Below are 14,666 nucleotides of genomic sequence, written 5' to 3' on the forward strand. Positions count from 1 at the left end.
TCACTCCGCGCGCCCCGCGACGGCGGTCGCCGAGTCGACGCCGCGGAACTCGAAGCGCGCGCCCTCGGCGTCGTCGGCGAGCGAGACGGACCACCCGTGCGCATCGGCCACCTCGGCGACGATCTTCAGCCCGAAGCCGGTCCCGTCGGGGTCGGTCGAGACGCCCGCGGCGAACGCGTCCTCGCGGAACTCCTCGGGGATCCCCGGTCCGTCGTCGGCGACGTAGAACCCCGACCCGTCCTCGAGGGCGCCGATCTCGATCGTCACTCCCTCGCCGCCGTGGGTGACGGCGTTGGCGATCAGGTTCTCGATCGCCTGCCGCAGCCGGCTCCGGTCCGCCCGAAAGCGCAGGTCCTCGCCCACGACGAGCGAGGCGTCCGCGGTGTCGACGTTCGCCCAACACTCCTCGGCGAGCGCCGAGAGCGTCACCGGCTCCGTCTCGTCTATCCCCTCGCCCTGTCTGGCGAGCGCCAGCATGTCCTCCACGAGCGCGTCCATCCGGTCGAGCGACCGGGCGACGGTGTCGATCTCCGGGGGCTCCTCGCCCTCTCCTTCGAGCCGGTCGCGGATCAACTCGAGGTTCCCGCGCGCGACGTTGAGCGGGTTCCGCAGGTCGTGTGAGACGAGCCCGGCGAACTCCTCGAGCCGGTCGCGTTCGCGGGCGACCTCGTCCTCGCGGACCCGGAGCTGGCGTTCGCGTTCGATCCGGACGAACACCATGGTCACGGTCGCCGCCCAGAGGCGCGCGACGGCGAGGTCCGACTCGTCGAAGGCGTCGCGCCGCGTGGAGCCGATGTCGATGACGCCGTAGCGCCCGAGCGGCAGGACGAGCTCGCTCCGGATCGGGGAGTCGGGGTTGTAGCGGTCCGGCTCCGCGTGGGTGTCGACGACGTACTCCGGGTCGCCGGACTCGAACACCTCCCAGGAGATGCTCGGGTCGTCGCCGGTGAACCGCGGGTGGTCGCCGACGACCTCCTCGGCCGCGTCGGTCCAGGCGACCGGTTCGAGGGCGTCCGTCTCCTCGTCGTACAGCCAGAGCGCCGCGATCGGGTGGTCGAGCACGTCCTCGACGTACTCGACGGCCGCCTCCGCGGCGACGACCCGGTCGGTCGTCTTCAGCAGCTCCTGGGTCGCCTCGTGGAGCGCCTCCAGCGTCCGCGTCCGGCGGTGGAGCTCGGCCTGCTTCTCGCGTTTCTCCCTGACGTCGACCATCGTGACGACGAGGTACGTCTCCCCGTCCCGCTCGAACGGCCCGAGGCTGACGGTCACGGGGACCTCGCTCCCGTCGGCCCGGCGGGCGACGAGCTCGAGGCTCGCGGCCATCGACCGCGGCGCGGGATCGGTCACGTACCGCTCGAGGTCGTCGCCGGAGTCGCCGCCGTACGGGTCGTACAGCAGCGATCCGACGTCGGACCCCTCCAGTTCGGCGGGGTCGTACCCGAGCACGTCCTCGACGCGGCCGTTGCCGGCGCGGACGACGCCGTCGGTGTCGACGACGATGACCGGGTCGGGGAGTCCGTCGAGCGCCTCGGGGAACCGGTCCATGGCCTCTTACTCCTCCGCGGGCTCGTGGACGTGACCGCACTCCGGACAGCGGACCTCCTCGCCGCGGAGGTCCGCCGAGGAGGCCCGGACCTCGCGCATCACCTCCGAGATCCGGTCCTCGGCGTCGAGCTCGTCCGCGACCGCGAGGTCGACGCCTTCGACCTCCAGGAGGAACTTCGCGACCTCGGTCACCTCGTACATCATCTCGTCTAAGTCCTCCGCGGTGAAGAAGCCGGACATCGCGCCGTAGAGGAACGTCGCGCCCGCCTTCGTCACCTTCTCCTCGAAGGAGTAGCGCGCCTGGTTGACCGCCTGCGGCGTGTACGTGTCGGTCATGAAGGGGACGAGTTCGGGGAGGTTCTCGCCGATCTTCGTCATCTCGACGCCGGTCTCCGTGCGGAAGTCCGCACAGAGCCGCGCGATCGCCCACTCGCGGGCCGTGACGTACGTCCGGTCCCGAAGGAACTCGTTAACGCGCTCGTAGCGCGCCCCGTCCATCTTCTTGAACCGCTCGTACTTGCGTACGTCGGGGGGACGTCGTCGGCGGAGTCGGCGTCGGTGGCGTCCTCAGCGTCGGCGGTGTCGGCGTCGTCGGTGTCAGCGTTTCGTTCGTCACCGCCGGGGGCGGTTCCGGCGTCGTCGGAGCCGGCGGAGGTCCCGTCCCCGTCGCCGCGGTCGCCCGGATCGGTCGCCCCGTCGTCAGTCGGGGCGTCGGCGGAGGAGCCGGAAGGATCGGTCATGTCCCATCACACTCGACCGGCGGATGAAAGGGTTGTGGGTGGGCGTCGGGACGCCGTCTCGAACGCGGTGCCGTCCCGCACGGCGAACCCTTTTGAAACCGGCGCGCGAGGTGGGAGGCATGAAGGTGCTCTGTGGGATCGGCGGAAGCGACGACTCGCTCCGGGCGCTCGAGCGGACGGTCGACCGCGCGGCCGTCGCCGGCGACGAACTCACCGTCGCGGTCGTGGAGAACCCGGACTCCGACGCCGCCGTCGAGGAGGTAGTGAAGCGAGCGGAGGAGGCGATAGACGACGCCGGGATCGACGCGGAGGTCCGACGCGTCGAGGGCGATCCGGGGAGCCGGCTCGTGGACATCGCCGAGCGGGAGGGGTTCGACGAGATCGTCCTCGGCGGGGGACAGACCAGCCCGATGGGGAAGATCACGATCGGCCCGATCGCCGAGTTCGTCCTGTTGAACAGCATGACGTCGGTCACGCTGGTCAGATGAACGACCGTCGATACCCGGATGCGGCCGCCGACCGGTTCGAGCCGCCCCCGATCGCGTTCGCCGACCGCGAGGGCCGCGAGATCGAGATACGCGCCTACGACGGCTCCGAGGAGACCGACGAGGCGCTGGTGTCGATGTACACCGCCTTCGACCCGTCGGACCGCGCGCAGGGGATCCCGCCGGGCGGGGAAAAGCGGGTCCGCGAGTGGCTCGAGGCGATCCTCACCGACGACTGTCTCAACGTCGTCGCCTGGTGTGGCGACGAGGTGGCGGGCCACGCGACGCTCGTCCCCGACGACGACGCCTACGAGCTCGCGATCTTCGTCCACCAGACGTACCAGGAGGCCGGGATCGGGACGCGGCTCATCAGCGGCCTGCTCGGCCACGGCCAGGCCGAGGGCGTCGAGAAGGTGTGGCTCACCGTCGAGCGGTGGAACCGCGCCGCGGTGTCGCTCTACGAGAAGATCGGCTTCGAGACCTCCAACGCCGAGAGCTTCGAGCTGGAGATGGCGCTCCGGCTGAACGAGTCGGCGGACGAGGAGTCAGGCGCCGGGGAGTAGAAAGGGACGCCGCCGCGGGAGGCCACGCTTTTGGTCCGGCCCGCCGATCCGTTCGCATGGACTATCGACGGTTGGGGTCGACGGGAACGAAGGTCTCCGAACTCTGTTTCGGCACGTGGCGGTTCGGCCGACGGACGGGTGGCGTCCTCGAGACGGACGAGGAGCGGGCACACGCCCTCCTCGACGCCTTCGCCGACCGCGGCGGCAACTTCATCGACACCGCGAACGTCTACGGCGACCCGAACGGGACGAGCGAGGAGTACGTCGGGAACTGGCTCGCGGAGCGTGACCGCGAGAAGTACGTGCTCGCCTCGAAGGTGTACTTCGACTTCGACGACTCCCATCCGAACGGCTCGGGCCTCTCACGGACCCACGTCCGCAACCAGATCGAGGGGACGCTCGACCGGCTCGACACCGACTACCTCGACCTGTACTACATCCACCGGTGGGACGAGGAGACGCCGATCGAGGAGACGCTGTCGGCGCTCGACGGGCTCGTCGAGTCGGGGAGGGTGAACTACCTCGGCGCGTCGACGATGGCGGCCTGGCAGCTGGCGAAGGCGCTCTGGAAGTCCGACGTGAACGACTACGAGCGCTTCGAGGTGACCCAGCCGCTGTTTCACGCGGGCTACTACGAGGACGTCGAGGAGTACCTCTCGGTCGCGGCCGACCAAGACCTCGCGGTGTGTCCGTACTCGCCGCTGGCCGGCGGCTTCCTCACGGGCAAGTACACCCGCGCGGACCCCGACGACCCGAAGTCGGTTCGGGCCCCCGACGGCTCCCGCGGGAGCTTCGACGAGCGGTTCGAGCGGTTCTACCTCTCCGAGCGCGGCTGGAAGGTGCTCGACGCGGTCCGCGCGGTCGCCGACGAGGTCGACGCCACCCCCGCGCAGGTGGCGCTGCGCTGGCTCATGGACCAACAAGAGTTCACCTGCGTCCCCATCGTCGGCGCGCGCACGGTCGACCAGTTGGAGGAGAACCTCGGGGCCGCCGAGGTGTCGATGGCGGCGGACCAACACGACCGGATCACGGACGCCAGATACGACGAGGACGGCCGGCGCTGGGGCCACTGAGCCGACATCGGGTCGAAGTAGGGCGATCCGGCGAATTCAGCCGTCCAGTTCGGCGAGATCCGCCGGCGTGTCCACGTCCGCGGTGACGCCGGGGTCGTCGACGGCGACGAGCGCCGACCGGTCGCTTCCGAGGAGAACCGCCCGCCCGCCGACGTCCCCCTCTACCCCGCGGAGGTCGTCGAAGTGCCGGCGGGCGAACAGGACGGGGTTCCCCCGTCGCCCGTCGTGTGCGGCGGCGAGCGCGTCGCCGACTCCCGCGCCGTGAGCCGCGAGCAGGGCCTCGACCGTCTCCGGAGAGACGGACGGCATGTCGCCCGGCAGGAAGACGGCCGCGTCCGCGTCGGTCCTCGCGACCGCCTCGACGCCGGCCCGTACCGAGGTCGACTGTCCCCGCTCGTAGGTCGGGTTCTCGACGAACCGCACGTCGAGGTCCGCGAGCGCCGACCGCACCCGGTCCGCCTCGTGTCCGAGGACGACGACGATGTCGAGGCCGGCCGCGAGCAGCGTCTCGGCGGCGTGGCGGACCACCGGCTTCCCGTCGAGGTCCGCGAGCAGTTTGTTCGCGTCGCCGTACCGACTGCTCGTGCCGGCGGCCAGGAGGACGCCGGCGACGGCTGGACGGTCGGCGCTCGTGCGGTCGATCGCGTCGGCGTCGACGGTCGGGAGGCCGGTCGCGTCGGTCGTTCGATCCGTCGCCGTCCGATCCTCCGTCATCCGATCCTCCGTCATCCGATCCGCCGCCGTCCGGTCTCCCGTCATTCGAGCACCTCGTAGGGCCGAACCGCCACCGGCTCGCCGGCGACCAGCGGCTCCGTCGTCAGCGCCAGCCCGTCGGCGCGCGCGACGCGCGTGCTCGAGGCCACGCGTCCCGGGGCGAACGTCCCGCGGTAGAGGTCTCCTGCCGAGGATCCCTGCCCCGCCGGGTCCGCCCGGCCGTCCGTCAGGTCGACGGGGATCGCGTACTCGAGGTCGGCGGCCGGCAGGTCGAGGTCGACCGCGGCGGTCGCCCGGACGGTCGGCTCCGACTCGCGCGCCGCGAACGCCGGCGCGACGAGGAGGACCGCGGCGGTGTGGGCGGCGAGCGGCTTTCCGGGGAGCGCACAGACGAGCGTCCCGTCGACGACCGCGGCCGTCGTCGGCCGGCCGGGCCTGAGGTCGACCGCCGAAAACGCCCGGTCGTGGTCGGCCAGCGCGCGGTCGACGTGGTCCCCGCGGCCGACGCTCGTTCCCCCCGACGTGAGCACGAGGTCGTGGGCGGCGGCGGCCGACCGGATCGCCTCGCGCACCCGCGTCCCGTCGTCGGGGACCGGCTCCAGGATCGCGGGGTCGCCGCCCCATCCCCGGACGAGGTTGGCGAGGGCCTCGGAGTCGCGGTCCGGCTGGACGCCCTCGCATATCTCCGTGCCCGTCGCGAGGATCCCGACGCTCGGGCGGGGCCGAACCGGCACGCGCTCGATCCCCACGTCGCGGAGGAACGCGGCGTGTCGCGGGGCGAGGCGGTCGCCGGGGGCGAACAGTCGCTCGCCGGCCCTCGCGGTCGCCCCGGCTGGGTACCGGTTCGTCCCCGGCTCGATCGGCGGGCCGGCCAGCCGGTCGTCGCGGAGCGTCGCGTCCTCTCGGGGAAGGACGGCGTCGGCGCGCGCCGGGAGCGGTGCCCCGGTCGCGACGCGGACGGCCTCCCCCGGCCCGACCGTCGGCGCCTCGTCGGCCGGCCCCGCGCGGTCGACGACCTCGAGCGGGTAGCCGTCGCCCGCCGCGAACGCGAACCCGTCCATCGTCGCGAAGTCGGTGGCCGGGACGTCGGCGGGGGCCGCGACCGGCTCCGCCGCGACGCGCCCGGCGATCGAGTCGAGCGGGACGCGCTCTGCGGTCCCCTCCGGGACGACCGCCGCCGTCCGGTCGCGGAGCAGTTCGACGGCGGCCGACCGCGTGACGGCCCGTGTCATACGTGGGCGTGGACGGACGATCGGATAACGCTTGGCGTCGGCCGGATCCCGCGGTCGAGTCGGCGCCGGCGAGCCGAAACCGTCTCCGGTTGCGTTCGATCCTTCATGTTTAAACAGTGAAAACGCTTTTAATAATTCGAGCGCCTCGTTATCACGATGCACGGAATATCCACGCGCGGGGTGGCCTGAATGGAGTTCGGCGGCACCTTCGAACTCGAGGACACCACGATAGACGAGGTGTGGCTCGCGCTCTCCGACCCGGCGCTTATCGCCGACGCGCTCCCCGGCTGTGAGTTCCTCCTCCACGTCGAAGAGGACGACGTCGACTTCGACGAGCTGGCCGATCGGGCGGCGTCGCTCGACCGCGAACCGACAGCCGACCCGGCGGTCATCGCCGAACGCGCCTTCCGGGAGGGCGAGCGCTACGCGGCGCTCGTCCAGGTGAACGTCGGGCCGGTGAACCCGGCGTTCGAGACGGTCGTCGCCATCGACGAGCGCGCACAGCCGCACATGGCGGCGAGCGGCGAGGGCCAGTCCGGCGACAGCTCCTTCGAGATGTCCTCGGCGATGACGCTCACCGAGGTCGACGACGGCGTCGGCGTCGAGTGGGAGGTCGAGGCCGACGTGTTCGGGAAGGTCGCGGGGATGGGCCAACGCGTCATCAACCCGGTCGCGAACCGGCTCGTCAAGCGGTTCTTCTCGGACGTCCAGTCCGAGCTCCGCGAGCGACAGCTCGACGACGTGGACGACCTCGAGGGGGCGGACGCGAGCGAGGGCGAGGAGGACGACGGCATCGTCGATCGACTGCTCGGACGCTCGGGAGGGAACTCCTCATGACGGAACACGACATCACGCTGACGGTCAACGGCACGGAACACGAACTCACGGTGGAGTCGCGGACGCTGCTCGCGCACGCGCTCCGCGACGAGCTCGGCTACACGGGGACGAACATCGGCTGTGAGAGCAGCCTCTGTGGCGCGTGTACCGTCCACCTCGACGGCGACGCGGTGAAGTCCTGTACCGTCCTCGCGGTCCAGGCCGACGGTGCCGAGGTCGACACGGTCGAGGGGCTCGATACGGGCGGCGAGTTCCACCCGATCCAGGAGGCGTTCCAGGAGGAACACGGCCTCCAGTGCGGCTACTGTACGCCGGGGATGATGATGACCGCGGTCGACTTCCTCTCGGAGAACCCCGACCCCTCGCGCGAGGAGATCCGCGAGGGGTTGGAGGGGAACCTCTGTCGGTGTACCGGCTACCAGAACATCGTCAACGCCGTCGAGAGCGCGGCCGAGAAGATGAACACGGGCGCGGTTGCCGACGGCGGCGAGGTGCGGTGGCCCGACGAGGGGGGTGAGGGGGAATGACCGTCGACTCGGTGGATCCCGACGACGTGAGCGCGGCCGACATCCTCGGGTCGGCCATCGAGCGCCGCGAGGACCCCGCACTCGTCACCGGCGACGCGGAGTACACCGACGACGTCCGGCTCCCCGACACCGCACACGCCGCCATGGTACGGAGCCGGTACGGCCACGCGCGGATCGAGGGGATCGACACGAGCGAGGCCGAGGCGATGGACGGCGTCGTGACGGTCGTCACCCACGAGGACCTCGCGAGCGAGGACACGCCCGGCGAGGCGCCGTTCCTGCTCCCGGTGGGGTGGCTGCTCGACAGCCTGAACCAGGTCGACCACCCGATCCTCGCGAGCGACCGGGTCCGCTACCAGGGCGACGCCGTCGCGGTCGTCGTCGCGGAGGAGCGGTACCAGGCGCACGACGCCGCCGGCGCGGTCGACGTCGACTACGAGCGGCTCGACGCGGTGACCGACCCCGACGAGGCGCTCGCCGACGACGCGCCGCGGCTCCACGACGACGCCGCGGGAAACGTCGCGTTCGACTGGGAGATCGGCGACGAGGCGAAGACCGCGGAGGCGTTCGAGTCGGCCAGCCACACCGCGAGCATCGAGCTCGAGAACCAGCTGCTCATCCCGAACGCGATGGAGCCGCGCGCCGCGGTGGCCGACTACCACCCCGGCAGCGACGAGCTGGAGGTGTTCATGACGAGCCAGAACCCGCACCTCCACCGGCTGCTCATGTCCGGCGTCATCGACCACCCAGAACACAAGCTCCGCGTCAAGGCTCCGGACGTCGGCGGCGGGTTCGGGAGCAAGATCCACCACTACGCGGACGAGGCGCTCGTCGCCTGGCTGGCGAAACACCTCGAACGCCCGGTCAAGTGGACCGCGACGCGTTCGGAGACGTATCTGACGGACGCGCCCGGTCGCGGCCACGACACCGACGCCGAGATCGCGATGGACGACGACGGCACCATCGTGGGACTGCGGGTCGACACCCGCGCGAACCTCGGGTCGTACCTGTCGACGTTCGCGCCGGCGGTGCCCACCTACCTCTACGGGACGCTCCTCTCCGGCCAGTACGACGTCCCCGCGATCCACGCGCACGTGACCGGCGCGTTCACGAACGTGCCGCCGGTCGACGCCTACCGCGGGGCGGGGCGGCCGGAGGCGTCGTTCCTCGTCGAGCGGCTGGTCCACCTCGGCGCGCGCGAGATGGGGATGGACCCCGTCGAGTTCCGGCGGCGGAACTTCGTTCCCGACGACGCGTTCCCCTACGAGACGGAGGTCGCGGTGGTGTACGACAGTGGCGAGTACGGGAAGCCGATGGACGAGGCGCTCGATCTCCTCGACTACGACGCGTTCCGCGAGCGCCAGCGCGCGGCCCGCGAGGAGGGGCGGTACCTCGGGATCGGCTTCTCCTGTTACATCGAGGCGTGCGGGCTCGCCCCCTCGGAACTCGCCGGCCAGCTCGGCGCGCAGGCCGGGCTCTGGGAGTCGAGTCTCGTCCGATTCCACCCCTCGGGGACGGTCACGGCGTTCTGTGGCACCTCCGGGCACGGGCAGGGCCACGCGACGACGTACGCGCAGATCGTCGCCAACGAGCTCGGGATCCCCTACGACGACGTCGAGATCGTCGAGGGCGACACCGACGAGATCCCCCACGGGATGGGGACGTACGGCTCCCGCTCGGCCGCGGTCGGCGGGAGCTCGCTCGTCAAGAGCGCGCGGAAGGTGGTCGAGAAGGCCACGCGGGTCGCGGCCCACCGGCTGGAGGCCGACCCGGACGACGTCGAGTTCGCGGACGGCGAGTTCCACGTCGCGGGCGCGCCGGACCGCTCGATCGGGATCGCCGAGGTCGCCCAGCAGGCGTACCTGGCCCACGACATCCCCGACGGGATGGAGCCGGGCCTCGAGGCGACCTCCTTCTACGACCCCGACAACTTCGTGTTCCCGTTCGGGACCCACGCCGCAGTCGTGGAGGTGGATCCGGAGTCGGGCGAGCTCGAGATCGAGCGGTACGTCGCGGTCGACGACGTCGGGAACCAGATCAACCCGAAGATCGTCGAGGGGCAGATCCACGGCGGCGTCGCCCAGGGCGTCGGGCAGGCGATCTACGAGGCGGCCGAGTACGACGACAACGGCACCCTCGTCACGGGCTCGATGCAGGACTACACGGTCCCGAAGGCCGAACACGTCCCCGAGATGGAGACCGCGTCGACGGTGACGCCGTCGCCGCACAACCCGCTGGGCGTGAAGGGCGTCGGCGAGGCGGGGACGATCGCCGCGCCGCAGGCGATCGTCAACGCCGTCTCGGACGCGCTCGCGCCCTTCGGCGTCGACGGCGTGGCGATGCCGGTCACGCCGGAGCGCGTCTGGCGGGCGGTCGAGGGGAGCGCCGCGACGGACGGCGGAACGGCCGGAGACGACGGCGGGACGGCCGCGACCGACGGCGATCACGTCCCGACCGACGGAACCGGCGACGGCCGCGGGGGTGATCGCTGATGTACCCCGACGAGTTCGACTACCACGAGGCGGGAAGCGTCGACGAGGCGCTGGAGCTGCTCGGCGACCACGCGGGCGAGGAGGTGGAGCTGCTCGCCGGGGGCCACAGCCTGCTGCCGGCGATGAAGACGGGGCTCTCGAGCCCGGACGTGCTGATCGACGTGGGCGGCATCGACCGGCTCCACGGCGTCTCCGTCGAGGACGACGCGCTCGTCGTCGGCGCGATGACCCGGTACAGCGACTTCCTCGACGCCGAGGCGGCCCACGAGCACGCGCCCGCGTTCGCCGCGGCCGTGGGGGCGGTCGGCGACGAGCAGGTGCGCAACCGTGGCACCGTCGGCGGCAACCTCGCGCACGCGGACCCCGCGTCGGACCTGCCCGGCGCGGCGCTCGCCTCCGACGCGACGGTCGTCGTCGAGGGGCCGGACGGCGAGCGGTCGGTCCCGGCCGAGGAGTTCTTCTTCGGGATGTACGCGACGGCGCTCGGGCCCGACGAGATCCTGACGCGCGTCGAGATCCCGTCGGCGACCGACGCGGTCGGGACGTACGCGAAGCGCGCGTCGACCTCCTCCGGCTACGCGGTCGTCGGCGTCGCGGTCCTCCTCGAGACCGACGGCGAGACCGTGGCCTCGGCGCGGATCGGGGCGAACGGCGTGATGGACCACGGGGTCCGGCTCGACGCCGCGGAGGAGGCGCTCGTCGATGAATCCCTCGACGAGGCGGCGATCGAGGCCGCGGGCGAGGCGGCACCGGAGACGCTCGACAGCGCGATGGTGATGGACGACCTCCAGGCGTCGGCCGAGTTCCGCGAGCAGACGCTCCGCGTGTACACGAAGCGGGCGCTCCGGGACCTCCGGGAGGCCGACGCGACGGTCGCGGCGGACTGATGTGTCGCGAACGACTACCCGCCCTCGTGAGACGATGACCGAGGGACGACCGACCGCGTTCGCCGACCTGACGGAGGCCGAGCTCCGCGACGCCCTCGACCGGGAGGAGTACGTCGCCGACGACGACGTGGTGACGACCGTCCTCCTGGCGTTGCGGCTTGGGAAGCCGCTCCTCGTCGAGGGGGAGCCGGGCGCGGGGAAGACGGAGCTCGCGAAGGTCCTCGCCGACGGCTTCGGGACCGAGCTCGTCCGCCTCCAGTGTTACGAGGGGCTCACCGCCGAGAACGCGCTGTACGAGTGGAACTACACGAAACAGCTGCTCGCCGTCCAGTCGGGAACGGACGACGGGTCGGTGTTCACGGAGGAGTACCTCCTCGAACGACCGCTGCTCCGGGCGCTCCGCGGCGGGGGCGAGCGGCCGCCGGTGCTGCTCGTCGACGAGGTCGACCGCGCCGACGAGGCGTTCGAGGCGCTGCTTCTTGAGGTCCTGAGCGACCACCAGGTTTCGATCCCCGAGTACGGCACCGTCGCCGCCGAGACCCCGCCCGTCGTCGTCCTCACGTCGAACCGGACGCGCGCGCTGAGCGACGCGTTGAAGCGTCGCTGTCTCTACCTCCACGTCTCGCCGCCCTCCTTCGAGAAGGAGCGGGAGATACTCGCCCGGAAGGTGCCCGAACTCGACGGCGCGATCGCGGCCGAGCTCTGCGCGATGGCGGAGCGCGTGCGCGAGGAGCCGCTGCGGAAGCCGCCGGGCGCGGCCGAGACCATCGACTGGGCGCGCGCGGTCGCGACGCTCCGCCGCGAGGGGGAGCCGGCGTCGCTCTCGCCCGCGGAGGTGCGCGAGACGATCGGCTGCCTGTTGAAGGAGGTCGAGGACGTCCGCCGCGTCGACGACGACCTCCTCGAGGCGCTCGTCGAGGCGGCCGAGTCAGCCCGGGCGGAGGTGACCTCGTGACCGACCCGGTCGCGGGCTCCGATCCGCCGCCGTTCGCCGAGGTCCGCGACTTCGTCCGCGAGGAGGTCGTGCGGTTCGTGCGGTCGCTCAGACATGCCGGCGTCGCCGTCCCGGCGAACGCGGGGGTGACGGCCGCGCGGGCGCTCGTCGAGGTCGGGTTCGACGACGAGACGCGCGCCCGCGCCGCCCTGCGGGCGTGTCTCGTCGCCGACCCAGACGACGCGGCGACGTTCGACCGGCAGTTTCCGGAGTTCTGGCGGCGACTGACAGCCGGGCTCTCGCTCTCCGGCCCGGCCCCGCGGGACTCCGACGGACCCGAGGGCGCGCTCGCCCCGCTCGGAGCCGATCCCTCGGCGGAGCCGCCCGGGACGACGCCGGACGACGGCGGCGACGGCTCGGCGGACGACGGCAGCGACGGGGCGGCGGACTCCCGGACCGCGACCGAGCGCGCGCTCGTCGGGTCGGGTCTCGACGGCGACGACGGGGAGGAGGGCGGAGAGGACGACGACCTCGCGGCGGCGTGGTACAGCCCGGTCGGTCAGGCCTCGGAGGTGACCGGGATCGAGGGCGGACGAGGCGGCCTCGTCGGATCGCTCGAGGAGGCGTTCTCGACGCTGACGCCGGCGCTTCACAGCCTCCGCGGGCGGCGGTGGCGCGGCGACGGCGACGAGCGCGCGGACGTCCGGCGGGCGCTGCGGGCGAGCTTCGGGACCGGGGGGACCGTCCTCTCGGTCCCGCGGACGGAGCGCCGCCTCGCGGACGTCCGCGCGCTCTGGTTCGTCGACGTCAGCCGCTCTGTCCTCGAGACGGTCGACCGGACGCTGCTGCTCGCGACGCTCCAGTACGCCCGCTCCGCGTGGCGCGACTGCCGGATCGTCCTCTTCGACGAGGACGCCAGGGAGGTCACGGACGCCTTCGGCGAGCCGACGCCGTCGGCCGCGCTCGCGGCGCTGGAGCGCGCGGAGACGGAGTGGGGCGGAGGGACCCGGATCGGCGGGTCGCTGGCGTCGTTTCACCGGACCACGCCCGACGCGGTCGACCGCCGAACCGTCGTCTTCGTCGTCAGCGACGGCCTCGAGATGGGCGACGTCGGGGAGCTCGAAGCGGAGCTCGCGTGGCTCTCGGCGCGGGCGCGCGGCGTCGTCTGGCTCAACCCGCTCGCGGCCGCGCCGGCGTACGAGCCGACGGCCGCGGGGATGGCGAGCGCGCTCCCGTTCCTCGACGGGCTCTTCGCGTTCGCCGCCCCGGCCGACCTCGCGGAGGTCGGCCGACAGCTCGCGCGGAACGGCCTCGGCGGTCGGATCGGCTACGAGTACGACCCGCGGCGCGACCGCGCATCCGCCTGACGCCCGACACGCCACGACAGGACCCGACACATCACGACACCCCCGACACGCCACGACAATCCCGAAACGCACGACACGGCTAACGACCACGAAACGCCACGAGACACCACACGATCCTACACACGACCATGAGCACGAACGACTGGAGCACGCCGGAAACGAACGTCTTCGACCGGATCGCGGCCGCCGTGGAGGGTGGCGACGACGCCGTGTTGGCCACCGTGGTCGACGTCGAGGGGAGCGCCTACCGCCGTCCCGGCGCGAAGATGCTCATCACCCCCGACGGCGGCGGGGCCGGGAGCATCACCGCCGGCTGCCTCGAGGACGAGGTGCGGGAGCTCGCCGCGGACGTCCTCGACCGGGGCGAGCCGCGCGTCGAGACCTGGGACCTGATGAACGACGAGGACGACGTCTGGGGAATGGGCGTCGGCTGTAACGGCGTCATCACGGTGCTCCTCGAACCGCTCGGCGAGTCGTACCGTCCGGTGACCGAGGCCTACGACCGAGGGGAGTCGGTCGGCGTCGTCACCGTCCTCGGCGGGGACGGCCCGCCGGTCGGCACGCGGAGCGTCCGACGGCCCGGAGGCGGCTTCGCGGGCGACCTCCCGGACTCGCTCGCGGAGGCCGTCGCCGACGAGGTCGACCGGCTCGTCGCCGCCGGCGAGAGCGACGCGGTCGCGGTCGAGCGCGACGGCGGGCGCGTCGAACTGTTCGTCGACGGGATCGAGCCCCCGCCGGAGCTCGTCGTCTTCGGCTCCGGCCACGACGTGGGGCCGGTCGCGGAGCTGGCGACGCTCGCCGACTTCCGCGTGACGGTCGTCTCCTTCCGGGGCCTCCACGCGGACGAGGAGCGGTTCGCGGCGGCCGACGAGGTCGTCTCGGCGTCGCCGGGCGAGGTGGCCGACCTGCGCGAGTGGGACGCGGAGACGTACGCCGTCGTCATGACCCACAACTTCGTGGACGACCGGCTCGCGCTGGACGCGCTGCTCTCGACGCCCGTCCCGTACGTCGGCGTGATGGGGCCGCGAAAGCGGTTCGCGGAGATGCGCGAGCGGTTCAGAGAGGAGGGCCGGGAGTTCGACGACGCGGAGCTCGACCGGGTGTACACGCCGATCGGGTTGAACCTCGGCGGCGACACGCCCTACCGGATCGCCTGTAGCATCGTCACCGAGGTCCTCGCGGTCGCGCACGACCGCTCGCCGGGCCACCTCCGCGACCGCGACGAGCCGATCCACGACCGGGCGGAGACCCCCCCGTCCGGGTGAGTCGC

13 protein-coding genes and 1 pseudogene are annotated in these 14,666 nt (G+C 72.2%); 10 read left to right on the top strand and 4 right to left on the bottom strand.

Annotation, left to right across the window (positions count from 1 at the left end; genetic code table 11):
• Nucleotides 1–1,545 (bottom strand): ATP-binding protein, encoded by a 1,545-nt coding sequence (locus tag AXA68_RS07455; RefSeq protein ID WP_066414780.1) that lies wholly within the window; start codon nucleotides 1,543–1,545, stop codon nucleotides 1–3.
• A 6-nt stretch (nucleotides 1,546–1,551) separates the two neighbouring features.
• Nucleotides 1,552–2,285 (bottom strand): annotated as a pseudogene (locus AXA68_RS07460) (DUF5806 family protein).
• Nucleotides 2,286–2,404: 119 nt separating this feature from the next.
• Between AXA68_RS07460 and AXA68_RS07465 the strand changes: the two are divergent.
• Genes AXA68_RS07465 through AXA68_RS07475 form a run of 3 tightly spaced genes read left to right on the top strand, consistent with a single transcriptional unit; the run spans nucleotide 2,405 to nucleotide 4,406 of the window.
• Entirely contained in the window at nucleotides 2,405–2,773 is a 369-nt protein-coding gene (locus tag AXA68_RS07465) for a universal stress protein (protein WP_066414783.1), read from the top strand.
• Nucleotides 2,770–3,333: a GNAT family N-acetyltransferase gene (locus AXA68_RS07470; protein ID WP_066414784.1), complete on the top strand. Its 564-nt coding sequence runs from the start codon at nucleotides 2,770–2,772 to the stop codon at nucleotides 3,331–3,333. The genes AXA68_RS07465 and AXA68_RS07470 overlap by 4 nt, the downstream gene beginning before the upstream one ends.
• A 56-nt stretch (nucleotides 3,334–3,389) precedes the next feature.
• Entirely contained in the window at nucleotides 3,390–4,406 is a 1,017-nt protein-coding gene (locus AXA68_RS07475) for an aldo/keto reductase (RefSeq protein WP_066414785.1), read from the top strand.
• A gap of 36 nt (nucleotides 4,407–4,442) precedes the next feature.
• Here AXA68_RS07475 and AXA68_RS07480 read toward each other — a convergent pair whose 3' ends face one another.
• Nucleotides 4,443–5,165 (bottom strand): nucleotidyltransferase family protein, encoded by a 723-nt coding sequence (locus AXA68_RS07480; protein WP_232745067.1) that lies wholly within the window; start codon nucleotides 5,163–5,165, stop codon nucleotides 4,443–4,445.
• On the bottom strand, nucleotides 5,162–6,352 hold the full coding sequence (locus AXA68_RS07485) for a molybdopterin molybdotransferase MoeA (protein ID WP_066414786.1): 1,191 nt from the start codon (nucleotides 6,350–6,352) through the stop codon (nucleotides 5,162–5,164). The genes AXA68_RS07480 and AXA68_RS07485 overlap by 4 nt, the downstream gene beginning before the upstream one ends.
• 189 nt (nucleotides 6,353–6,541) lie before the next feature.
• On the opposite strand from AXA68_RS07485, the gene AXA68_RS07490 reads away from it, so the two are divergent.
• The 7 genes from AXA68_RS07490 to AXA68_RS07520 all read left to right on the top strand — a co-directional run bounded on the left by AXA68_RS07490 (nucleotide 6,542) and on the right by AXA68_RS07520 (nucleotide 14,661).
• On the top strand, nucleotides 6,542–7,189 hold the full coding sequence (locus AXA68_RS07490) for a CoxG family protein (RefSeq protein WP_066414787.1): 648 nt from the start codon (nucleotides 6,542–6,544) through the stop codon (nucleotides 7,187–7,189).
• Nucleotides 7,186–7,716, top strand: coding sequence for a (2Fe-2S)-binding protein (locus tag AXA68_RS07495; RefSeq protein WP_066414790.1), 531 nt, complete (start codon nucleotides 7,186–7,188; stop codon nucleotides 7,714–7,716). The genes AXA68_RS07490 and AXA68_RS07495 overlap by 4 nt, the downstream gene beginning before the upstream one ends.
• Nucleotides 7,713–10,208, top strand: a complete 2,496-nt coding sequence (locus AXA68_RS07500) for a xanthine dehydrogenase family protein molybdopterin-binding subunit (RefSeq protein WP_066414792.1) — start codon at nucleotides 7,713–7,715, stop codon at nucleotides 10,206–10,208. Before AXA68_RS07495 ends, AXA68_RS07500 begins: the two co-directional genes overlap by 4 nt.
• Entirely contained in the window at nucleotides 10,208–11,095 is an 888-nt protein-coding gene (locus tag AXA68_RS07505) for an FAD binding domain-containing protein (RefSeq protein ID WP_066414794.1), read from the top strand. Before AXA68_RS07500 ends, AXA68_RS07505 begins: the two co-directional genes overlap by 1 nt.
• A gap of 34 nt (nucleotides 11,096–11,129) precedes the next feature.
• Entirely contained in the window at nucleotides 11,130–12,050 is a 921-nt protein-coding gene (locus tag AXA68_RS07510; RefSeq protein ID WP_066414796.1) for an AAA family ATPase, read from the top strand.
• Nucleotides 12,047–13,396, top strand: a complete 1,350-nt coding sequence (locus AXA68_RS07515) for a VWA domain-containing protein (RefSeq protein WP_066414798.1) — start codon at nucleotides 12,047–12,049, stop codon at nucleotides 13,394–13,396. Before AXA68_RS07510 ends, AXA68_RS07515 begins: the two co-directional genes overlap by 4 nt.
• A 128-nt stretch (nucleotides 13,397–13,524) precedes the next feature.
• On the top strand, nucleotides 13,525–14,661 hold the full coding sequence (locus tag AXA68_RS07520; protein WP_066414808.1) for an XdhC family protein: 1,137 nt from the start codon (nucleotides 13,525–13,527) through the stop codon (nucleotides 14,659–14,661).
• Nucleotides 14,662–14,666 lie beyond the last annotated feature (5 nt).

The sequence above is a fragment of the Halorubrum aethiopicum genome (genome assembly GCF_001542905.1).
GTDB lineage: Archaea > Halobacteriota > Halobacteria > Halobacteriales > Haloferacaceae > Halorubrum > Halorubrum aethiopicum.